The 22,375-nt window shown below is 49.3% G+C and carries 17 protein-coding genes; 11 read left to right on the forward strand and 6 right to left on the reverse strand.

Translation table 11 applies throughout. From position 1 onward, the window contains the following. Positions 1-2 precede the first annotated feature (2 nt). On the forward strand, positions 3-5,231 hold the full coding sequence (locus DWB84_RS08680; protein ID WP_187409366.1) for a pilus assembly protein: 5,229 nt from the start codon (positions 3-5) through the stop codon (positions 5,229-5,231). Positions 5,232-5,257: 26 nt separating this feature from the next. Beyond that, on the forward strand, positions 5,258-5,695 hold the full coding sequence (locus DWB84_RS19020; protein WP_187409367.1) for a type IV pilin protein: 438 nt from the start codon (positions 5,258-5,260) through the stop codon (positions 5,693-5,695). Between the two features lie 592 nt (positions 5,696-6,287). Here the strand turns inward: DWB84_RS19020 and DWB84_RS08690 are convergent. From DWB84_RS08690 to DWB84_RS08700, 3 genes are all read right to left on the reverse strand, one after another. Continuing rightward, the gene (locus DWB84_RS08690; protein WP_187409368.1) at positions 6,288-8,897 is read right to left on the reverse strand and encodes a glycoside hydrolase family 6 protein; all 2,610 of its coding nucleotides are present in this window, start codon (positions 8,895-8,897) and stop codon (positions 6,288-6,290) included. Positions 8,898-9,184: 287 nt separating this feature from the next. Beyond that, a complete protein-coding gene (gene nadC / locus DWB84_RS08695; RefSeq protein WP_187409369.1) occupies positions 9,185-10,024 on the reverse strand; it encodes a carboxylating nicotinate-nucleotide diphosphorylase in 840 nt (279 codons plus the stop codon). A 21-nt stretch (positions 10,025-10,045) separates the two neighbouring features. Beyond that, positions 10,046-10,573, reverse strand: a complete 528-nt coding sequence (locus tag DWB84_RS08700) for a TIGR02281 family clan AA aspartic protease (protein WP_187409370.1) — start codon at positions 10,571-10,573, stop codon at positions 10,046-10,048. Positions 10,574-10,808: 235 nt separating this feature from the next. On the opposite strand from DWB84_RS08700, the gene DWB84_RS08705 reads away from it, so the two are divergent. The 3 genes from DWB84_RS08705 (at position 10,809) to ampE (ending at position 14,475) form a co-directional block, all read left to right on the forward strand. After that, complete coding sequence (locus tag DWB84_RS08705) at positions 10,809-12,932, forward strand: DUF1631 domain-containing protein (RefSeq protein ID WP_187409371.1); 2,124 nt, start codon at positions 10,809-10,811, stop codon at positions 12,930-12,932. Positions 12,933-13,041: 109 nt separating this feature from the next. Then, positions 13,042-13,629, forward strand: a complete 588-nt coding sequence (gene ampD / locus DWB84_RS08710) for a 1,6-anhydro-N-acetylmuramyl-L-alanine amidase AmpD (protein ID WP_370589691.1) — start codon at positions 13,042-13,044, stop codon at positions 13,627-13,629. Between the two features lie 9 nt (positions 13,630-13,638). Beyond that, positions 13,639-14,475 (forward strand): regulatory signaling modulator protein AmpE, encoded by an 837-nt coding sequence (gene ampE / locus DWB84_RS08715; RefSeq protein ID WP_187409372.1) that lies wholly within the window; start codon positions 13,639-13,641, stop codon positions 14,473-14,475. 189 nt (positions 14,476-14,664) lie between these two features. Here the strand turns inward: ampE and DWB84_RS08720 are convergent, their stop codons facing one another. Together DWB84_RS08720 and DWB84_RS08725 are read right to left on the reverse strand one after the other, a co-directional pair. Continuing rightward, a complete protein-coding gene (locus DWB84_RS08720; RefSeq protein ID WP_255428904.1) occupies positions 14,665-16,266 on the reverse strand; it encodes an MFS transporter in 1,602 nt (533 codons plus the stop codon). A 78-nt stretch (positions 16,267-16,344) separates the two neighbouring features. Then, on the reverse strand, positions 16,345-16,656 hold the full coding sequence (locus tag DWB84_RS08725; protein ID WP_187409373.1) for an MGMT family protein: 312 nt from the start codon (positions 16,654-16,656) through the stop codon (positions 16,345-16,347). 185 nt (positions 16,657-16,841) lie between these two features. Between DWB84_RS08725 and DWB84_RS08730 the strand changes: the two genes are divergently transcribed. The 5 genes from DWB84_RS08730 to sodB all read left to right on the forward strand — a co-directional run bounded on the left by DWB84_RS08730 (position 16,842) and on the right by sodB (position 21,327). Next, entirely contained in the window at positions 16,842-17,834 is a 993-nt protein-coding gene (locus DWB84_RS08730) for a DUF481 domain-containing protein (RefSeq protein WP_187409374.1), read from the forward strand. 119 nt (positions 17,835-17,953) lie between these two features. Further along, positions 17,954-18,436 (forward strand): FxsA family protein, encoded by a 483-nt coding sequence (locus DWB84_RS08735; protein ID WP_187409375.1) that lies wholly within the window; start codon positions 17,954-17,956, stop codon positions 18,434-18,436. 215 nt (positions 18,437-18,651) lie between these two features. Beyond that, positions 18,652-18,942 carry a co-chaperone GroES gene (groES, locus tag DWB84_RS08740; RefSeq protein WP_187409376.1) on the forward strand — a complete coding sequence of 97 codons (291 nt, stop codon included), beginning with the start codon at positions 18,652-18,654 and terminating at the stop codon, positions 18,940-18,942. 42 nt (positions 18,943-18,984) lie between these two features. Next, positions 18,985-20,619: a chaperonin GroEL gene (gene groL, locus DWB84_RS08745; RefSeq protein ID WP_187409377.1), complete on the forward strand. Its 1,635-nt coding sequence runs from the start codon at positions 18,985-18,987 to the stop codon at positions 20,617-20,619. Positions 20,620-20,745: 126 nt separating this feature from the next. Further along, positions 20,746-21,327, forward strand: coding sequence for a superoxide dismutase [Fe] (sodB, locus tag DWB84_RS08750; RefSeq protein ID WP_187409378.1), 582 nt, complete (start codon positions 20,746-20,748; stop codon positions 21,325-21,327). Positions 21,328-21,396: 69 nt separating this feature from the next. Here sodB and DWB84_RS19025 read toward each other — a convergent pair whose 3' ends face one another. Further along, positions 21,397-21,519, reverse strand: coding sequence for a hypothetical protein (locus tag DWB84_RS19025; protein WP_255428906.1), 123 nt, complete (start codon positions 21,517-21,519; stop codon positions 21,397-21,399). A 62-nt stretch (positions 21,520-21,581) separates the two neighbouring features. Between DWB84_RS19025 and DWB84_RS08755 the strand changes: the two genes are divergently transcribed. Beyond that, on the forward strand, positions 21,582-22,343 hold the full coding sequence (locus tag DWB84_RS08755; protein WP_187409379.1) for a hypothetical protein: 762 nt from the start codon (positions 21,582-21,584) through the stop codon (positions 22,341-22,343). Positions 22,344-22,375: the final 32 nt, after the last annotated feature.

Genomic DNA, 22,375 nt, shown 5'->3' on the forward strand with positions numbered 1-22,375 from the left:
AAATGGGAAATATAAAAATTCCTAAAATCTTTTTAGATGTTTCCACAAAGATTGTCGCAGCAGCAATTGGTGCTTTAATTTCAGCAGAATCATTCTCGCAAACGATGGATGATTATGCTGCGTTGCCAGCTCTTTCAGTGCAGGCTCTGTCTAATCAGTCCATCATGCTGGCGATGTCGCGGGATCACCAGCTGTTTATGAAAGCTTATAACGACTTTTCGGATTTGACTGGGGATGATAAGCCAGATAATACGTATGTACACGATTATGACTATGTTGGCTACTTTGACTTCGCTCTCTGTTATTCGTACGTATCGGATATATTTGAGGCGGTGGCTCGCAGAGATAGTGTGAGTCGCAAATGTGCTTCGGGTCAATGGAGTGGGAATTTTTTGAATTGGGCCACTATGACCCGTATCGATTTGGTGCGGCAGGTACTATATGGTGGTTATCGATATAAAGATCAACCAAGCCGCACTGTTCTGGAACGATCTTACTTACCTAGTGATGCTCATAGCTTTGCTAAGTATGTGCCTGCAGAAATCAACTTAGATGGCCTTGCAGTCGTTTCTGATTTGCCGGCGGGCGAATGCCCGGCAGGCAGAGAAAATGAGGATGATCGCTGCAAGGGCTTTACGTTCTGTAATACCTCGCAACCCCCCGGTCCTGATATGCTTTCACAGCAGGTTAGTACGCCTCCTTTATTAAGGGTTGTCAGAGGCAATTATATGCTCTGGGATGCTGGGGAACGATATCAGTGCTTGACGACAAGTGCTTATTATCCCAGTCGTACACCTGATATGCCTAACTCCTATCAGAGAATTCATGAGGCTCCTTGGACAATATTTATCCAAAATACGTTGGCCATTCGCGACGAAAGTGAGGCAAAGCAGGTTTTTGGAGTGTTGCCAGCGGAGAATGTGAATGTGCAATTTGACCCTGCGGGCGCGAATTTGAATAACCCTGATTTATCGGGTATTCAAGCTTTCCCTAGGTCTCCGTTAAAAGCTTACGTTAAGGACTATATTGTTAGGGTTTCTGTATGTGATTCGAATTTCTATGAAGGCCAATTGGGGCCCGATGAAGGAGATCCGCTGGCTTATGATTGTAAAAAATATGGCGAGAATAATTATAAGCCGGTCGGTCTATTGCAGCGTTATGGGGCAAGTCCGTCTCACAACGTTCAGTTCGGGTTGCTGAGCGGCAGTTATATCAGCAATAAATCATTTGGCGCCCTTAGAAAAAAAATTAGTGATTTTAGTGAAGAGATAAATGCCACTGATGGGACTTTTAAAAGCTTAGACGAAGTCCCGAACTCTATTGTTCATAACCTCAATGCGTTGCGGGTTGTGGACTATTTGTACGACTATACCCCCGATCGGCCGATTACGTATGGTGAATATCCGCTGGACCATCCGCTAAATAAGATGGCGGATTACAGTGGTACCTACCAGTCGCCGCAAACAGGAGCGGCAGTTTGCAAATGGGGACAAAATTATTTTAACTCTTCCGAGTGTCGAAACTGGGGCAACCCATTTAGCCAGATATTGGCTGAATCCTATCGCTATTTGACCGGCGCTACGAATGCTAGTGTAAATGTGGACTCAGAAGAAGAGGAGTTGCTCACAGGGCTTAGTGTGGATGATTGGCCGGAATCGCAACAGAGCCAACCAACAGAGGAAAATCAATTCAGTTGTTCAGCTAAAGGTGTTCTCGGATTTAATGCTAGTGCCGTTTCTTACGATTGGAGCAATGAGTTTAAATCATTAACACCATCTAGACTGGGCATACCTAACTCGAGTAATGATGCGACATTGGCAGATCTGACAAATGCTCTAGGAAGAAATGGTAATTACTTTATTGGGAATAATGGATCTGGAGGTGAGCCATTTGAAAATGTTGGTCTCTGTACAGTAAAAACTGTGGAAAATAACCTGGGAGAAATAAGTGGTACCTGTCCGGAAACTCCAAGGTTGGAAGGCGGTTATTTGGGGGCAGGATTGGCGGACTACCTATATAAGGAACAGGGTATTAGAACTTTTGGGGTTTCACTAACGGATGCTTTACCTCGTATCAAAATTCCCCTTAGTGAAGACGGTGACGCAAAGGTACAACTTGTTCCTGCCTGTCGAAATGTATCAACAGGTGGAAATTGTGCTCTGATGAGCTTTAAAGTTATCGAAGACCCAATTGAAAATTTCGAGCGAGCGTCCGGCAGACCAGGCTTGCCAAATGGAGTGCAGATCAAGCGGGCTGGAGCATATTATGTTGCGTGGGAAGACTCCGAGCAGGGCGGGGACTATGATGTGGACGCAGCAGGGGTTATTCGATATGAGTTGTTGACGAACAACGAGCTCGTTGTTGAAACAGAGCTTTTATATAACGGAACTCCAGACAAATTGCTTTTTGGCTACGTAATTTCTGGTACTGTTGGGGGCGCTGACGGTGTTAAATTTCCAGCGGTAACGCCAGGTGACTGGAACTATCTCTCGACTTTGCGGAAAGGTCCAAACTCAAATTGGCGGCCTACGAATGAATCTGATGGCCCAATAAACAGTAGATGTACCTCTACAAATAATTGTGAAAAAGGAGGTGGGGGAGATTATCAAAGAATAACATTCGCAGTCTCTACGACTGGAGGGAGTGACGCTGATTTCTTACCTTCCCCGTTGGCGCTTGCTGCTGAAGTAGGTTCTGGAATTGGAACAGATGGCCATGCCGAAGTAGATGACCCATCAAAATTGCGTTCGCGATTGGACACGATTCTTAAAGGATTATTCAACGCTCTGAAGCCCGGCACGGGGGCATCCGTGGCAACCAATGCAATTGCGGGAGAGGGGTTGGTGATGAGCAGTCTTTATTCTCCCGAGTTGACCAATGGAAATGGCGAACAAATCTCTTGGGTTGGTCACTTTAACGGTCTTTTTTATAAAGATGGTCTGTTTTGGGAAAATTGCCATCAGCCGGATGAAAGTGCTCCAAGAGTAATTACGAATGATGACTGCGTTATTGAAATATTTTTTGATAACGATTCGCAGAAAACAATGTTTAAGCGGTACAAGACCCTTGTAGATGAAGAGGGGGTTGTTTCGATAGATCCAGAGAGTGAGCAGGGACCATTTGATTATCAGGATCTCAAACCACTTTGGAGTGCGAATGCCGAATTGTCATCGGTCAGCAAACCTTTGGAGCAAAGAGGCTACGGGGTGGTCGATAATAAAAAACGATATATATTTACTGCAGTAGCTAAAGATAATAGGGTTAATGTTGCATCAAATGATGTGATGCCTTTTTTGGATAGCAGTTTTGCAGAAACCACGCCTAACACGGTCGGATTGGGAAGTAGAAACTACCGGTTGTTAGGTGTGGAAGATCCGGCAATCGCTCAGGATATTGTTAAATATATCCGAGGCGATGAGACTCTGCCTAACTCTCGAAGTCGCACAATAAACGATAAAAAGTGGTTGTTGGGTGACATAGTTAATTCTTCCGCTGCGTTGGTAGGTCGGCCTTCCGCTACCTACGATATTGATCGTATTGGTGACGCCACGTATGCAGCTTTTGTAAATCGTTACCGTAATCGTCGCTTGGTCGCCTATGTGGGAGCTAATGATGGTATGTTGCACGCGTTTAATGGAGGATTTTTTAACTACAGCCTCAACAGTCCAGGTTATTTGACGAGGCCTCTGGATGAAAATATTGACGTGAAAGAGCATGCACTTGGTGCCGAATTGTGGGCTTACGTTCCGTACAATTTATTGCCGCATCTGAAGTGGTTGAAAGATCCCGAATATTCCCATGTCTATTATGTGGACTCCAAAGTCCATACATTTGATGTGAATATCTTTTCAGGAAATGAATACTCTGCTGAAGATTATCCCGGCGGTTGGGGCACTATTTTGGTGGTGGGAATGCGTTTTGGTGGTGGCCCGTACGCTCTGGATACCAACGGCGATCAAGTGCCTGATCGCACCACTCGATCCGCATACGTAGTGTTGGATGTTACCAATCCGGAGAAAGAGCCGAGACTTCTCGCCGAATTGACTGATGAAGATCTAGGATATACGACTGGAGATTTGGACATTATTAGTATCCGAAGACCTAATGCTCAAACTGGTTCATTCGTAAATCCGGAGAGGAATGAATGGTATTTGGTTTTCGGGTCTGGGCCTACGGGCGCAAATGCGTTGAAAAAGTCAAAAAGTGACCAGGAAGCTAAAGTGTTTTATGTTCGTTTGAATGACTTGACGTCAACGACTAACTCAAACTCTTGGGTTAATAAAATTTCTACTGGAATAAGTAACGCATATGTCGGCGGAGTAACAGCTGTCGATTGGAACAGCGATTTCCAAACCGATATGTTATATATCGGTGTTGTTGGTACTGGAAATGGAGCAGGGGATAGTCGCGGGGCATTAATGCAGGCGAAAGTTTCTTATTCCAATGCGCTAAGTATAAGCACGCCCACTCGTTTGCTGAACGATGTTCATCTACCATTTAGTCGGGCACCTCTAGTGGTGAGGGATCTTACAAATAACGGATATTGGGTGTACGCAGCGACAGGAGAATTTATGGTTAGCGATCATCTCCTGGCAGAAAATATTGACCAAAACAGACTGTTTGGTGTTCGAGTTAACGATGCGGGGGGATGGCGTCAGTCAGCGGGTATTTATCAGTCGAATCTAAAAGATATTTCCAGCGTTGAAGTTATAACCAAGGTCGAAAATAACATAAGATCTTTTACGGTTGTTGATCCAAATTCGGATATTGTTACACCTGATCAAATGGAGTTGGAAATTAGGGAAAATTATTCCGGATGGGTAAAAGACTTAAGATATCGTCCAGAGCTCGTTCTCAATAGTCCCACATTTTCTGGAACGACTTTGGCAGTCGGTTCGTTTTCGCCATCAGTGGATGAATGTAAGCCTGAAGGTATGAGTCGCTTGTATTGGCTTAATATGTTCACCGGATTACCGCAAACAGAGAATCGCAATATCTTTGTTCGTGACGGTAGCAACGTCAAAAGCATCGATTCAAAAGGTCCTGAAGGCGGTGCTGTGTCGGACCATGCGCCGCCGACTCCCGGAATAATTTTGGGTGGTTCTAAGGCGGGAAGAAAAATTATCTATGGGGATAATGAAGGTGATTTGAGCTCAGTTGATGCAGACCAAAATCCACCATCTCCAGTCCGCCGCGCATGGCGCGAAATACCGATGAGTGAACTACATTAATCTCAAAGTTGGAATGGTTTATTCGTATGAAGAAGCAAAACGGGTTCACTCTAATTGAGGTAATGATTGTAGTGGTGATCGTCGCGATACTCGCGGCGGTCGCTGTTCCGTCGTATCAAGAATCGGTGCGTAAAACACGAAGGGCGGATGCAAAGGAGACCTTAACAAGAATCGCAGCGTTGCAAGAGAGGTATTTTTTTACAAAAAACGACTATGGCAACGCCGCCGCTCTTGGAGTAGCGAATACTAGTACAGAGGGCTTTTACACTATCAATATTTACACTACACCAGGAACCGGCGAGGGACAGTGTGGGACCAAGCCGTGTTATCGAATTGTGGCTACCCCAGTATCTACTGGCCCACAGGCGGCAGACGTTAAGTGTAAAATTTTCACTCTGAATCATGTTGGACAAAAGACGGCTAAAGATGTGAATGACGTAAACACAACCGACCAATGTTGGTAAGAATTAGCTATCGTTTTGTTCGTTTTGTAATCCGTTCGTGCTGGTCAGCCAGCTCTTATAATGGCTTTTGAGGCTTTTCCTTCAAAAGCCATTAATCTGTAAAGAAGAATTTATCCAGTTGGTGGGTAGGTTCTTGTCTCTCAAATGTATTTTCTAATATCTGGGTTGTACCATCTGAGTGTGCGCGAGGAATCTTTTTTACGGAAATCGCTTAATGCTTGGCTGCTTTTTCTTCTGTCTTACATAGCGATTAGATTGTTCTGATCGATGCACGTAAACATTGGTGCAAATGAAGTTTGTTTCATTTGTCTGTGTGGATCTGGTCATCTGAGCCCTGCATTTTTCCTTATCCCAATCAAAACTATCTTTAAATCCAATCTCCTATAGGGTGTTGTTAAAGTAGCTGTTGCTCGTGCAAAAATCTTGATAATACTGAAGACAAAGCTTAAGGGTGCTCACGCCAAACTTTGGGTGGCCACTGTAGGGAATATTATAAATATCTTATGTATATAGCAGGACAACTCCCTTGTTTAATGTTAAACAAGGGAGTTGTCTGTTTTTGTGTTTATAGAGACTCGGTCACTGAGAAATCTCAGAGTTTTGGCCAGGAGTTCTGAAGAAGTTGAATAAAATGCTTTTCAAACCACATGCCGCCTTGCGGTGGGTCCTCTAATGCATCTCCGTTTTTAGGATCGCAGGCGTGTGGCTCGATCCATTCGACTTCTTCTGGAACACCATCGGAGTATCCGGGTTGTTTTAGCCAAGTATAGGCGTGCATATTAGCCATAATGTCTGTTGGTTCGATTTCAAAAGTACGTCCAATACCTGCACCAGAGACGTTACACCAATTCCCGCTCCTTTTTCTCCTGTCTAGTCTACTTTCTACGCCTCCTGGGGTTGTAGGTCTATCTGGACCGCCCCAGCCGTTGCGGGAGGTGTCGGTAATAAAACCAAAATGAGAATTTGGCATGGACGCTTTGAGGTTTCTGTCCATTTCTTCAATTAATGATTTTTCGTCGAGATAAGATCGATATTGGTAAAACCCTTCATTGAAATAACTGGGTTGATAGATGATCATTTCTTCGTGAAGAGGAACATATGCAGCTGTATTGGTCGCAAAGCCCTTCACTGTACTATCGATATCAAGCTCTAGGCTGTTAAGCCATGCGGGAAGTCGTTTGCCGCTAGAAATTAGCCAAGCTGAGTGACCTATGCCCAAATAGAGGTAAATATTGCGATCTGCAACATTGCCAAGTGTATTGATGCCATAGCGGATAATATCGGTAGCATCGGCAATTCGTTGGCACTGAATTTCTTTGCACTCGTGAATTTCCAGCAGATCTGGAATAGTTTGTGGCTCAAGAATGACAATAAAACGAATATTGGGATAGGTATCTACCAGTTCTTTTAATTTATCAATGAACTCATTTTTATATTGTTTTAAATCGTCTTCGGTATATCCCATTGTGTCCGGTTGAGCTATTTTGAGCTGTGAAATTGGATGGCGTCGAGTGACGATTTGAATCGCCATCGGCTGAATCCGCCCCTCAACAAGCTGCGCATTTTGCTCGGCTGTGGCCAGGCGCAGATGTTCTGCCAAGCCTATCCGTCCTGTAGCTTCATCTCCTTTATCCAGCATTCCGGGAGTGTCCAGCCAGATAGCGGTGGGTTGGGTCATGACTATGTCGGTAGCCTTAGCTAATTCCGGCGAGTTGGCTACGGATGCTTTGAATTTTTCCAAGTGTTTACGGTAATCGGGGTCGAGGTACATTCGGGTACCTGCGTATGGATTGCCTTCTGTTTGTAGAGCGCTGCAATCGATCCAGTCGGGGTTGCCGTTTGATCCGGATTTACATTGTGGGGTGAAGTTGCTGCCGGATGAAGAGCTGGACGAACTTGAGCTCGAAGAGCTTGATGAACTCGAGCTAGAACTTGATGAGCTAGACGAGCTGGAAGAAGAACTAGAGCTGGAGGAACTGCTCGAACTGGAGCTTGAAGAGCTGGATGAACTAGAGCTAGACGGTGGATTGCCTGTGTTGTCGAATTGATAGGCTTCAATACCGATATTTTCCCCGAGGATGCCGGTGAGATGTCGGCTGCCGCCGCGCCAGAATATTTTCAGGTCGTAGGCAATACGGCCCTCGGATGGATTTTCCAGGCTGATATAAAAACGTCCGCGTGGTCCGGATTCCCAGGTGACATCGATAAAACGATTTGCGCCTTCTCCCAACTCTTGCCAGCGGGCGGTTTTATCTTCGCACGTGCCGTCGTCGTAGGGTGATTGAATCAGGTTGAAACAAGAATCCAGAATGGTCAAAAGCGGTAACGGACCTTCGACTGCGGTCAGAAGAATTTTGACTTCACCATTGTCGCCGGGCAGCTCAGTTTCCGTAACAGGGCCGAGATCTTTCGGCGAATTGCTATTGTTGTCTGCGCGATCGCCATCGTTATCTTCAATGACTGCATAAGCGCGTTGACTGAATTCGGGTGAATCACTGCTAAATACCACGCTGAAGTATTCATTGGGCTCGCTTTTTGTGTCGCCCAACAGGTCAATCGTGATGCGCGCTTCGCCAATTTCAGAATTGAACTCCAGGATACCGCTTTGCGCCACATAATCTTCGCCCGCAAGAGCGTCGCCATCTTCGGTTCGATAATAGATGACCGTATTCGGACTTATGGCATCGGTGAGGCGGACAATAAAGGTGACTGTATGGGCAATTTCGTTTTCGACAACGGACGAAACCAGTAATGGCGATTGCAGTGGCATGACGGTGACTGAGGTGTAGTCTTTTGCCACGTAGGATTCGGTGTCGGCTGCAATCAGACTGAAGGTAATTTGGCTGGCTTCATCGACATAGGGCAGCAATGCGTAGGTAACCAGTTGATCCGGATTGAGAATAATGGCCTCTGGGCCACTTTCCTGTTGCCAGAGTTGGGCTGCCAGAGCTTGAGATTGCAGCAGTTCGACTTGTCCATTTAAACGGAGAAGAACGGCGGAGTCGGCATGGCCGAGATTGCCCGCTCTGAGACGGAAACGCGCTTGCTCGCCAGGTTTATTGGGTTTTGGCGAGGTCACTCCCAGATCGTCGCCGATTTCAACTACGGCGGAATCCTCGGGTGTTGAGAGAGCAGGATCGATGGTCGAAGATTTTTGGCTGCAACCCAATAAACTCAGATTGGCAGCGAATGTGAGAAGCATTCCACGGCTTACAAGTGATAGAAATTTCATTGTGACACCAAAAAAATAGACGTTAATCGGATTCCATTCACGCACCAGGCGTGGTGCTGAAAAGCTGCGGATAACCAGGGTGGGCGCGATCTTTGAAGCGGGAGATCAGATGGCATAGGTAAAGTCCGTTTAGTACAGGGCTGCCGATAGCGTGCCGTCGCTCCGGAGAAGACACGCGATTTTAGGTTATTTGTCGGGCGGGAGAAATAGGAACAAAGTCTTAGGTTTGGGAAGAATGCGCCGATTTGTGGATGGGATCAAATGATCCTCATCGATAAATCGATTGCGCGTAGGTGTTTCGTCAAGCTGCCGGACGATATGGCCGATATTTTTAACTTAGCTAGTTTCTCGATTTCAGCAGCGGTGATATTGCCGGACACTTCCACCGGAATATTGCTCGGATGAGCTGCAACTTTTTGCAGGTCTTCCGCACTGAAATTATCAAGCATAATCCGGGTAACTGGATGGGAAGCAGCTTCACAAAATTCTTGATAATTTTCCACTTCAACGATAATCGGTTTTTCTGGATGCAATTCCTGTGCGCGCAATATGGCTGCGGTAATTCCTCCGCAGGCGGCAATATGATTTTCTTTAATTAAAAAGGCGTCGTATAAACCGATGCGATGGTTGTGGCTGCCGCCGACGGCGACCGCGTATTTTTGCGCGGTGCGCAAGCCGGGGATGGTTTTACGGGTGTCGAGAATTTTGATATCAGTTCCCGCCACCAATTGAGCATATTTCCGACTTTGTGTGGCCGTGCCGCTTAATAGTTGCAAAAAATTCAGTGCAGTTCGCTCACCAGTGACCAGCGAGCGCGCCTTGCCTTGCAAAGTGACGAGTTTGGTTTCGGCAGCGACAAAATCGCCGTCTTTCGCATGCCATTCAATTTTGACGGCGGGATCGATTTGCGCAAAAACCTCGTCAAACCACGCAGTCCCACACAACACACAATCTTCCCGCGTAATAACCGTTGCTGTGTTTTCTTTATCAGCAGGTAATAATTCCGCGGTGATATCACCGCTGCCAATATCTTCCTGTAAGGCAAAAGCAACGGTTTGGCGAATATCTTGGATGATGTCGTTTAATTGAATATTCATGAATTTTTTCATGTCAGGGGTTTAGTATTGTTTTAGTGTCAGCGTGCCATCGCGATGAGTAAATTCGATATTTTTCAGCGCGCTCATGCCCAATAATATTTCGTCGCCGTGCATGCCAGGATTAATGTTGGCGCGCACATTATTTAATGTGATGGTTCCCAGGCGTAATTCGTGTATGGTGGTTGCGCGTGTTTCCACCACGCCGTTGGCGGTGTTGACCATTTGTGGGGCGCCGGAACGAAGACCTAATTTATCGGATAAATGTGCCGGAATCGATACGGTCGTTGCCCCTGTATCCACCATAAAGGTCACTTCGACGCCATTGATGCTGCCGCTCGCTACGTAATGGTGTTGAAAATTTCTCACCAGAACGACTTGGTTGACACCGCCTTCCGTTGAGGTCATTGGATTGGCATTGGGATTTTGCCGCTCGTTCAGCCATTGATTGAAATACATGGTAAGTAAGGCCAAAGCAATCAGCCATCCGGCGAGGATCATGCCCTTGCCCAGCCTGACTTCCGTTTTTGAATTTGGACTGGAATCGCTCATTAAATCGTTTCGTTCTAATTAAGTAGTAAAGGTGGCTAATTCGATCTTAGACTAAGTCCACGTTTTTTTTATTTCCTCACGCTCGGCTCGGCACCCTGTGATACATTTAATTGGTGTTTGGTACTTTAGAATGGATTCCAAAGATTTTTCTAAACAATTGGTATTAGGAATAGGAATAACTGTTTATTGTTTAGATTGAAATGCATGGATACTTAAGTTGTTTCGGAGGTTTGCAGTGACTGACAGCGCGAAGGTAATCCGACTGGAGCCTGAAATTCAGCGTCAGATTAGGGCTCGTCTCGCCCGTTTGCCCGCAGTAATCCACAGTTTGAACGAACAGGGCCAAAAATTTCTCGCAAGCGCTCTCGAAACCTACTTCGATGCTGCGGATGATGCCTTGTTTGACTTGGCAGATAAAGCGCGAAGTAACCACGAGCAGAATGTGTTCTTTGATTCCATGCGGGAAGTGCGGGTGCAACGCCGTAGCTGTGAGCGCCGCTTTTTCGAGATGATCGATGAAGCCTTTTCCCGGCTGGCCGGGGAAGAGGGCAAGGCGCTCGCCAAATCCGACGCCGAATTGTCTGCCGAAGCCTTGTCCCTGGTACAAAACGAAGATCTCGAACAGCTGGTCGCACTGGAATCCACTGTGGCGCGCGCCATGCGGGAGCATGTCCAGGTGTTGCAAGCGATCGCCGAAGCCTTGTCGCGAATCCTGCCAACCCCCATTAATGAACAGAAGGTGCCTCTTAGCCCTGCCGTTATCTGCAATGCGGTAATGGCGCAAATCAAGCGGCTGGATATTGATATCAAGGCCAAGCTGATTTTGTTCAAGCTGTTTGATCGCCTGGTGGTGAGCCGCCAGCCTGAGATCAACCAATTGATGATCGATTGCCTGGAAGCGGGTGGCATCAAGGTGGTTATGGGGCGGCGCTATGCGTCCGAAGCGGAGGAAAGCGAAAGCTTTGATGCTAGTGGTGGAGCACCATTTACCTCATCGTCGTCCGCCTCTATGCCGGATTTACCGCCCAACCGCGCGGAGCTTCTCAACTTGCTTTCCTTTATTCAGCGGCTGCCGGTAACGGCCGATAGCGACAGCGGTTTGGATTTCGAGCGCATCCTGGCCAGTGTCCAGCATCGCCGCGGCCAGAACGTCGAGATCGGTCGCCTGGAGAAGGAAACCATGGGGCTGGTGCAGATGCTGTTTCGCTCCATTTTGCAGGACCAGGCACTGGCGCCGCCGTTTCGCGATCTGATCGGCCGTATGCAGGTGCCGGTATTGAAAATGGCGCTGCTCGACGAGCAGTTTTTGATGGAAAAGCGTCACCCGGCCCGCCGTTTGCTCAATGAGCTGGTCTCGGTCGCGTCTGAGTGGCAGAGTAGTGATGCTGATATCAGCAATGATCCGCTGTTGCGCTTTATGCGCAGTATTGTCGATCGTGTTCTCAGCCAGTTCGATCACAATCCGGAACTCTTCAAAGACGCTCTGGCGGATTTCACTTCATTTGTGGAAAAAGAAAAACGCCGGGCGGCGGTGCTGGAAAAACGCACAGTGGATGCTGAGGACGGCAAAGCCCGTGCAGAACTGGCGCGCAAGACCGTCGCCAGCGAGATCGACAAGATAACCGCTGGTCACACTCTGCCGGAGATCGTGCAGGGGTTGATCAAAGGACCCTGGAGCAATGTTCTCTTTGTTCACGGCCTCAAATACGGTTTTTCATCCATGGAATGGGACGAGCAGATCAAGGTCCTGGCGGATCTGGTGTGGAGCGTGCAGCCACACACCACTAAAGCTGAGCGCCAGAAGCTGATTCGGTTGATTCCGGATTTGATTCTGCGTCTGCGTCGCGGCTTGGATTCCATCTCATACAACCCCTTTGAAGTCGCTGAACTGCTGACTGGATTGGAAGAAATCCATCTGGCCCGAATTCGCGGTGAATTGGCTCCAAGTGAACAACAGGCTCCTGCCGCTAAAGAGGTTGAAACGCGTCAAGCTGTCGCGCCTGAGCCAGAGAAGAAGGTCGAACCAGAAGAGCCGGGCCTGCCCGCTGATGATCCGCATATGGTGATGGTGGCAAGTTTTGCCCAGGGTGCTTGGTTTGATCTGGATGGGGGCGAGGGCAACGAAGCCTTGCGCTGTCGTTTGGCCGCCTTTATCCGCCCGACCGGCCGTTACATTTTCGTCAATCGCAACGGCATGAAGGTCGCGGAGAAGACGCAGACCGAACTTGCCCTGGCACTGAAATCTGGGCATATGCGACCGCTGGATCACAGCATGCTGTTCGACAAGGCGCTGGAGTCGGTGGTGACCAATTTGCGCCAGGCCAAAGCCAAAAATACGCTCGATCTTAACAACAACTAGGCGCGGTGACGCTATGCACCCAAACGCATAGTCGTCGCCGCGATATGATCTGCCCCCGATCAAGCAAGTCTTGTAAACTGCGCCTTCTTTTTTCTTTGATGGACAGGGCGTGGCGCAGCGTCAAATCGATTCGAATCCGCAGTTGAGTATCGACTCCTCCGGTTGGCTGGAAGGCGTCGTGCGCTGTCCGTCCCCCAACTTCAATGCTCGCCCCGCAGGCGAAATCAGCCTCCTGGTTGTCCATAACATCAGCCTGCCACCGGGGAATTTCGGTGGGGGTTATATCCAGCGATTCTTCTGCAACAGCCTGCCGGTCGCGGATCATGCTTACTTCGAATCCATTGCCCATCTGCAGGTCTCAGCTCATTGTCTGATTGATCGAGCGGGGCAGATCACCCAGTTTGTCTCCTTTGCCGATCGCGCCTGGCATGCGGGGGTATCCAATTTTGTGGGGCGTTCCAACTGCAACGATTTCAGTATCGGTATTGAACTTGAAGGCACAGATGAGCAGCCTTACGAGGAGTTGCAGTATCGAACACTGGCCGCATTAACTCAGGCATTGATGGCGCGCTATCCGGCCATAACCCGGCAGCGCATTGTCGGGCATAGCGATATAGCACCCGAGCGCAAAACCGATCCCGGCCCGGCTTTCGACTGGGCGCATTACTTCAGAGTGCTCGACGGACATAATTCATAGGAGCGATTCATGTATTTGATCGTGATTTTGTTGGCGCTGGCAGCCCTTCAGTTGTGGGGTTCGCGCAATCCATTGCACAGGGACACAGCCTTCTACTCCTGGATAGATCTGGTGGAAGAATGGATTGGGCCTGAGCGCTGGCTCTGGTTGCAAATGGTTGCTGTGTTGTTGGTGCCAGTTGCTATAGTTGCCACCTTGGCGTTTGTACTGCCCCTCGGTTTTTGGCTGGTGTTGGCAACCGCAGTACTGCTTTATTCCCTGGGGCGAGGTGATTTTGCGCCGGAAACCGTGGCCTATACCCTGGCGTGCAACGACGGCGCCTGGGATGTCGCGATTAACAAAGCAAAAAAGCAAGGCGCCTTTGTTGAAGGATTGGTTGTGGGTGATTGGCCTGGATTGCACCAGCGCATGCTGGAAGCGTCTGCCTACCAAGGTTTCGAACGGCTTTTTGCAGTGCTTTTCTGGTTTCTACTGTTCGGACCTGCAGGTGCTTTGCTCTATCGACTGTCATTTTTGTATTCCAAGGCGCGCCCGGAAAACCAGCGACTGAAACGTTGGGTGTGGGCGTTGGAATGGCTGCCGGTGCGACTTGTCGGTGCCAGCTTTGCGATTACGGGTAATTTTGTCGGCTGCGTGAATCGCTGGAAGCAATTCGCCTTGAGCGTGAGTAGCACTTCCACCGAAGTGCTGCGAGAAACGGTGCTCGGCGCCTTGTCGGTCGATGATGAATTAATGCAATCCTGCGACTGTACGCAGCGGGAAGTGCTCGCGCTCAAGCGCCTGTATACGCGGACTTTGTGGTTTTGGGTTACCTGCTTGGCGATTTTTATTCTGCTGCAGTCCTAGAAGCTAATGCCTGTACTTGGCTGATTTTTGAATTGGTTTCTATTTCCCTTGCCAATCTCAAACTGCCCGCCTATGATGGCCAAACTTGTCGGGAGCTGTATATATATACAGTTCTCTCCTCATCCACAGGGATGTGGTGCGCACCTTAACCCTGAACTGGTATGGCTCCCGGCAAGACCAATTCCTATTTTATTGCTCTTCCTTTTTCGCGCCTGAGTAAAGCTGATTAAGTGCTTTTTTTAGGCCTATCAGAATCAACAAGCTCGGCACCACCATAAACGCCGTAATGGCGAAGAACAGCGCCCAGTTGCCGCCCAATCCGTCCACCATCTGACCACTGAACGCAGCCAAAGTGGTGCGGCCGAGGGATGCCAGGGACGACATAAGCGCGTATTGCGTCGCCGAGAAAGTGTGGCTGCACAGCATCGAAATAAAACCGACAAACGCAACAGATGCCCAGGCAGTGGTTAAGCCATCTACCACTATAGTGGCGATAAACATGGGCACATTGGGACCGGTAAAGGCGAGCACCGAGAACATCAAATTACTCGCCGCCATAAAGATTCCGCTTACCACCAGGCCTTTCACCAAACCAAAGCGCGCATTGAGCAGCGCACAGGGAATAGCGCCTGCCATAGTGATGCCCCAGGTCAGCAGCTTGGAGTAAGCGGCAATTTCAGTGTTGGAAAAGCCGACTTCCTTGTAAAACACAATCGACATGCGGCCGAGGAATGCCTCGCCGAGCTTGAACAGCACAATAAACAGCAAAAGGGAGAGTGCCAGGCGGGTGCCGTTGCGCTGAAAAAAGTCATCAAAGGGTGCGACCACGGTGGTTAGCAGCCAAGCGTAAAACGCCGTTAACACGCCGTCATTTGGTCGTCCCAATCCCGAAGACTGGTGTTGCAACTGATGCAGATACCACAGCAGCCCGAGAAATAAAGCCACTTCTGTCACCACAACGGCGGGAATCCACAAAGGGTGACTGACCAGTGCGGTCGGCAGCCCGGTATTGCCGCTTAAGGTCCAAATCGCCAGCGCTATGGGGGCGAGCAGCAGAAACAACAATGCATTGCGTTTGCTCGCAGATGTTAGCGCCATAAGCTGCCGGTTGCCCTGTTGCAGCTTGTTCAGATGTTCTTGGCGCGATGAGGTGGGCGGGGCGGGGCTCCAAAAAATACAAGAGGCGAGCACCAGAGTGGTTACGCCCATCAACAGATACAGTTGCGGCCATTTCCATCCCTGGTCCGACAGCAGCAAGGGCACCATGCCGAGACCGGCAAAGGCAGTCCACCAGCCAGAAGTGGCCGCCGCCGCACCTGCGGAAATAAAGGCTGCGTCTTTGGCATCGAACAAATCTACCCGGTAGGCGTCTATGGCAATGTCTTGAGTCGCTGCGGCTATGGCAATTAGGAGCGCCGTGAGCACAATGATTTTGACTCCACTCGCGGGGGAGAGCGTACTCATCAGCAGGCAGGATGCTGCGATCAGAATCTGGCACAAAAAAATCCAATTACGCCTTGAGCCCAATTTGCGAAACAGGGGCAGGCGGACCTGATCCAGCAAGGGCGACCAGAGAAAGTTGATGGCGAATACCGTAAAAATGAATCCCGCGTAGCCGATATCGGTGCGGCTGACGCCCGCTTCTTTCAACCATAACGTCAACGCGGAGCCGATCATGACCCACGGCAGGCCGCTCAACATGCCAAAACAAAAGACGGTAATAATCCGGCGGTCGAGGAAAATGCGCAGGTTGTTAGTAGGTCGGCTGGTATTCAAATCCGGTACGGCCAAGCAAAAAAGCCCTCAAGATCAAAGTTATTGGCTAAATTTAAAGAGTCGGTTTGCGGCAAGCGGAAAGGAACGGGCATATCAAAGCTGCTCTGGCCGCCATCGATAGCGACTTAGGGATACGCGTCCACCGACCACCTCAATCTGCTCGTCTCGGAGGCGAGCGATCTGTTCACTATAGCCAGGGGAATCCTCTGGCAGTGCAATTCGCCCTTGTGCATTGATGATGCGATGCCAGGGCAGTTGGGAATTCTCCGGCAGTTTGCGCAAGGTATGTCCCACCAGACGCGCAGCACCAGGTAAACCCGCCAGTCGAGCAACTTGACCGTACGTGGCAACACGTCCGGCTGGTATGGCTTTTATGACGGCAAAAATGGCGCTTGAATTTGACATGGCACTGTCTTGTCTTAGGCTTCCCGTTGAAATGGCGCGTCCATCCTAACAGCTTGCGGCGCTGATTTTCAGGAGAGATGTTGGTTTTGAATACGATGTTGATGTTCCGGAAGCGCAGCTTTGCGCAGTCCGCTCTTTTAGTGTGTTTTTCAGTTTCGGTTCCTGCGTTTGCAGGCCAAGTGGTTTTGACCAACGGAGATACTATTGCCGGAGAAGTGCGCGGTATAGAAGGCGGTATGGTGATCTGGCAGTCCGACAGCTTGGGCGAACTCCGGCTGCCCAAATCGCAAATTGACAAGCTCTCCTCAGACACCCCTTTGAAAATTCGCGGGCAAGAAGAGCCGTGTTACTGGCTGGAAATGAAAGGTCGCAAAATTCGTTTTCAATGCGGTGAAGGGAAAAAGAAGCTCTATTCGCTGATGGGCCTCAAGCATGTAGTGCCTTACGCCAACCACGCTGCAGCCAACTATTCCTATGGCGGAAATTTGCGCGTAACCGGCTGGAAGCAGACGGGTAATACCAAGGTTGAATATCAGGAGATCATGACCGAAGTGCGTTTGCGCCACAGCGATCTGCGCCATGATTTCAATATCAACTACAACATTCAGCGCACTACTTCCATTGACTACGACAACAATCGGGTTTTCAAAACCGATGTTCAGCGCAGCCTGGGTTCCTATTCCCTTAGCTGGTTTTTTCTGCCGCGCTGGTATTGGGTCAATATGGTTTCCGCGGAGCACGATGACAACCGGAATATCCGCGAGGAATACCGTGCTTCGACTGGTCTCGGGCATTTGTTTTGGGAAGATAGCCGTTCCTCCCTCGACGTAGAAGCCGGTTTGCAGTTCAACCGGACTTACTTGGAACAGACGGATCCGTCCGTTAAGCCAGATACTTATCCGGCGATGCGGTTTTCCACCAACTTCCGTTACAAAATGAAGAACGGTCTGAATTTCTATCACAAGAATAAATTCAACCATTCGATTGTGGCACCGGAAGAGGGCGAAACGGAGCGATGGGAACTGCGCACGGATACGGGCCTGAATTTTCCGCTCGGTTTCGGTATTTCCGCTAACTTCAGCGTCGAATGGGCCTACGTCAACCACGCTCGGGATCAAAACCCCAACGCCTCCTTGCAGGACACGATCTATCGTCTAGGTGTCAATTACGGCTGGTAACAAGCCGCCATCATTCGATGGTATCAGTGATCTCTCATACCGCCCGGTTTAAACCGGGCGCCTTGTAATTTCGTCTCTGGACCCCATTGAGTGCTTTCGAATGTTTCACCGGGGGCTCAGTGCGCGTATTTCTTTTTCTGTTTCTGGCTGTGCCTCTGTTGGAACTGTTTGTTTTGATACAGGTGGGCCGGCAAATTGGAGCTGCGGCAACCATTGCGCTGGTGATACTCACCGCAGTGGCAGGGGTGTTTTTGCTGCGCCGTCAGAGCTATACGGTGGTGGCGCTAGTGCGCGAGAAAGTCGCCGTGGGGGAAATGCCTGCTAAGGAAATGCTGGACGGTTTGTTCGTTGCAATCGGCGGATTGCTACTGCTTTTGCCCGGTTTTATCTCCGATGTCATTGGTTTGTGCTGCCTGTTGCCGCCAATTCGCGCAGTCTTAATGCGCTGGTTTGTCACACGTGCTGCGGTGAGCACAAACATTCACGTGCAGCACTATGAAAGCTGGTCGTCGCAAAGACGCTCGCCGAGCGACATTATCGATGGCGAGTTTGAGCGTGATGATAAAGACAAGCCGGACGATGAGGATCGAAGACTGAGGTGAAATATTTTTTGCCTCGGGTGTTGAAATCGGCAAAAACGCTCCCATTTTCGCCTCAGACTTTTTTCCTCCCGCCGCGCCATCTTCAAGCCGGGGCGGGGACTCCGGTATCTGGAGATGTCAAACTGCCCGTTTGCGGGTCTTGTTCGAGCAGATGAACAAGCGGCCCCATGGCGAACGGGACAAAAATCTAAAACGTTACTATTGGAGAAACCTTAATGAAAATCCGTCCTTTACACGATCGTGTTGTGGTACGTCGCAAGGAAGAAGAACAAAAAACTGCTGGCGGTATCGTTCTGCCCGGTTCAGCCAAGGAAAAACCCAATCAAGGCGAAGTTGTAGCTGTTGGCTCTGGTCGAGTGCTGGACAATGGTGAAGTGCGCCCAGTTGACGTAAAAGTTGGCGATATAGTCGTGTTTGGCAAATACGCCGGTAGCGACACCATCGAAATTGACGGCGAAGAACTTGTGATTCTCAGCGAGAACGACATCAAAGCCGTTCTTCAGTAATTCAGGTCATCCAATCCATTAGTCAAACACTAGGAAAAAATTATGGCAGCTAAAGTCGTAAAATTTGGTGATAGCGCCCGTCAAAAAATGGTGGCGGGAGTGAACATTCTGGCAGATGCCGTTAAAGCAACTCTCGGTCCAAAAGGCCGTAACGTGGTGCTCGACAAATCCTTCGGCGCTCCTACCGTTACTAAAGACGGTGTTTCCGTTGCGAAAGAAATCGAACTGAAAGACAAGTTCGAAAACATGGGCGCACAAATGGTGAAAGAAGTTGCCTCCAAAGCTTCTGACGAAGCGGGCGACGGCACCACTACTGCAACTGTGTTGGCTCAGGCTATCGTCAACGAAGGTCTGAAATCCGTTGCTGCGGGCATGAACCCGATGGACCTGAAGCGCGGTATCGACAAAGCGGTTACCGCTGCTGTTGCGCACATCAAATCTATCGCTCAGCCTTGTGAAGATTCCAAATCCATCGCCCAAGTGGGCACTATCTCTGCCAACAGCGATTCTTCCATCGGCGACATCATTGCTGAAGCCATGGAAAAAGTTGGTAAAGAAGGTGTTATCACTGTGGAAGAAGGCAGTGGTTTGGAAAACCAATTGGAAGTTGTGGAAGGTATGCAGTTCGACCGCGGCTACCTGTCTCCCTACTTCATCAACAACCAAGACAACATGAACGTAGAGTTGGAAAACCCCTTCGTTCTGTTGGTTGACAAGAAAATCTCCAACATCCGCGAACTGCTCCCAGTTCTGGAAGGCGTTGCCAAATCCGGTAAGCCTCTGGTCATCGTTGCAGAAGACGTTGAAGGCGAAGCGCTGGCGACTCTGGTGGTCAACAACATGCGCGGCATCGTAAAAGTTGCTGCTTGTAAAGCACCTGGCTTCGGTGATCGTCGTAAAGCCATGTTGCAAGACATCGCAGTATTGACTGGCGGTACTGTGATTTCTGAAGAAGTTGGTCTGGATCTGGAAAGTGCTTCTCTGGAGCACCTGGGTTCCGCCAAACGCGTCACCATGAACAAAGAAACCACCACTATCGTTGATGGCGCTGGCGATCCGAAAGCGATCCAAGCTCGCGTACAACAAATCCGCACTCAAATCGAAGAAACCTCTTCCGATTACGACCGCGAAAAACTGCAAGAGCGCGTAGCTAAACTGGCTGGCGGTGTTGCGGTGATCAAAGTTGGTGCGGCTACCGAAATCGAAATGAAAGAGAAGAAAGCTCGTGTAGAAGACGCTCTGCACGCTACTCGCGCAGCTGTAGAAGAAGGCGTAGTGCCTGGCGGTGGTACCGCTCTGATCCGCGCAGTAGACGCTATTGCTGACCTGAAAGGTGATAACGAAGACCAAAACGCTGGTATCGCTATAGCTCGTCGCGCTATGGAAGCTCCGCTGCGTCAAATCGTTGCCAACGCTGGTGAAGAGCCTTCCGTAATTGCTGAGCGCGTACGCAACGGCAAAGGTAACTACGGTTACAACGCTGCAACTGGCGAATTCGGCGATATGCTGGAAATGGGTATCCTCGACCCTGCAAAAGTAACCCGCACTGCACTGCAAGCTGCTGGTTCTATTGCTGGTTTGATGATCACCACCGAAGCCATGATCGCAGACCTGCCAGAAGACAAACCAGCTGGCGGCCACGATCACGCTGTGCCTGGCATGGGCGGCATGATGTAATCACCGCTGGTGGAAAAAACGGTCCGAAAGGACCGTTTTTTTTGCCCGATTGGCCCCATTAATGCCTTTGCTTGTATACTTTGGCCCCACTAAACAAAACACCCGATCAGAATAGGACGGAACATCATGACATTCGAATTACCTCCATTACCCTATCCAAAAAATGCATTGGCTCCTCATATTTCTGAAGAAACCCTGGAATATCATTACGGTAAGCACCACAAAGCTTACGTCGACAAATTGAATACTCTGGTTCCCGGCACCCCGTTTGAAGGTAAATCCCTGGAAGAAATCATTAAAACTTCCACTGGCGGCATCTTTAACAACGCTGCACAAATTTGGAACCACACTTTCTATTGGCACTGCTTGAGCCCGAACGGTGGCGGTGAAGCAACTGGTCCTGTTGCAGATGCGATTCGCTCAGCTTTTGGCTCTTTTGAGAAATTCAAAGAAGAATTCACCAATTCCGCGATCAACAATTTCGGTTCATCCTGGACTTGGTTGGTGAAAAAAGCGGACGGCAGCGTTGCGATTGTGAACACCAGCAATGCCGGCACTCCGCTCACCGACGAAAGCGTCAAACCTTTGCTGACCTGCGATTTGTGGGAGCACGCGTACTACATCGACTACCGCAACGCCAGACCGAAATACATTGAAAATTTCTGGGCGCTGGTGAACTGGGACTTTGTAAACGCCAATTTCGCCTAATAGGATTGTGCGCAAAACACAGGAGGCTGCTTGCCTCCTTTTTTTTATCCGCGCAAATTGATCCTATAGTTAGTGAGCGCCCAGGAAACCGTTTTCCGCCGGGCCGGTCCACTGATAGCTGCCGATTTGGAAGTCTTCGTTGTCCGCATGACCCGTGATGTTATTGACTAGGGTGTATGTAGTTGCAGTCACGGGCAATTGGTAGCAATTTATACGCAAATTGAGAGTTAGGCTGAGAGTTACAAGGTGATTCAATGACAGAGCGTCGCGACCCGATTATTTCCACTTTGCCGCTTGATCGGGATGAGTCTCCAACCCAAAAAGGAAAGGCTCAGGCAATTGCCCAATCTACCCGGCCGGTACCACCGCCGGTATCGTCCCGTCCGGTTGTCGTGCGTTCTCCGTTGGGTCCCATAGCACTGATAGTTGCTTTGGCTGCGGCGGGCTTCGCTGGTTTTCTGTATTGGCAACTGGATCAGACGCAACAATCTTTGCAGAAATCTGCAAGTGCTCTTGCAGCGGCAGATGCGCGTATAGTGGCGGCAGATGCACGTATAGCGGAGTTGGAAAAGCGTTTGGCACTGTCCGATGACGAGTCGTCCCAATCCCTCACTGCGCTGCAGGTGCAAGTAAAAGAAAATGCGGGCGAAATTCGCAAGCTTTGGGGTGTTGCCAATGATCGCAATCGCAAAGCGATTACGCAGTTGGAAACCAAAGTGAGCGCACTGGAGAAGAATTTCGCCGGCGTAGACGGAAAAATCAAAACGGCGCTCGCAGACGTTACAGGTGAGTTGAAAGTTTTGAGTGAATTAGTGGACGCGCAGCAGGCGGTTATTAATTCTGCCGATAAAGCCTATAAAACTCAGGCTCAAACCTTGACGAATTTGAGCAATCAATTCGACAAGTTGGATAACGACCTGCGGAAAAAAGTGACTTCTCATGAAGAAGCGATAAAAGCAATCGATGCATTTCGCGTGCAAGTCAATCGCGAGCTCATTCAACTAAAAGGCGGTTAATTTCCTAATTTTTGCATTATTCGAGGTTTAAA

Source organism: Saccharophagus sp. K07 (genome assembly GCF_014336955.1).
GTDB lineage: Bacteria > Pseudomonadota > Gammaproteobacteria > Pseudomonadales > Cellvibrionaceae > UBA5868.

What these genes read in the sequence shown, in the direction of transcription:
- DWB84_RS08680 (WP_187409366.1), top strand. Translation starts at nt 3, where the DNA reads ATGGGAAATATAAAAATTCCTAAAATCTTTTTAGATGTTTCCACAAAG.
- DWB84_RS19020 (WP_187409367.1), top strand. Translation starts at nt 5,258, where the DNA reads ATGAAGAAGCAAAACGGGTTCACTCTAATTGAGGTAATGATTGTAGTG.
- DWB84_RS08690 (WP_187409368.1), bottom strand. Translation starts at nt 8,897, where the DNA reads ATGCTTCTCACATTCGCTGCCAATCTGAGTTTATTGGGTTGCAGCCAA.
- nadC (WP_187409369.1), bottom strand. Translation starts at nt 10,024, where the DNA reads ATGAATATTCAATTAAACGACATCATCCAAGATATTCGCCAAACCGTT.
- DWB84_RS08700 (WP_187409370.1), bottom strand. Translation starts at nt 10,573, where the DNA reads ATGAGCGATTCCAGTCCAAATTCAAAAACGGAAGTCAGGCTGGGCAAG.
- ampE (WP_187409372.1), top strand. Translation starts at nt 13,639, where the DNA reads ATGTATTTGATCGTGATTTTGTTGGCGCTGGCAGCCCTTCAGTTGTGG.
- DWB84_RS08725 (WP_187409373.1), bottom strand. Translation starts at nt 16,656, where the DNA reads ATGTCAAATTCAAGCGCCATTTTTGCCGTCATAAAAGCCATACCAGCC.
- groES (WP_187409376.1), top strand. Translation starts at nt 18,652, where the DNA reads ATGAAAATCCGTCCTTTACACGATCGTGTTGTGGTACGTCGCAAGGAA.
- groL (WP_187409377.1), top strand. Translation starts at nt 18,985, where the DNA reads ATGGCAGCTAAAGTCGTAAAATTTGGTGATAGCGCCCGTCAAAAAATG.
- sodB (WP_187409378.1), top strand. Translation starts at nt 20,746, where the DNA reads ATGACATTCGAATTACCTCCATTACCCTATCCAAAAAATGCATTGGCT.
- DWB84_RS08755 (WP_187409379.1), top strand. Translation starts at nt 21,582, where the DNA reads ATGACAGAGCGTCGCGACCCGATTATTTCCACTTTGCCGCTTGATCGG.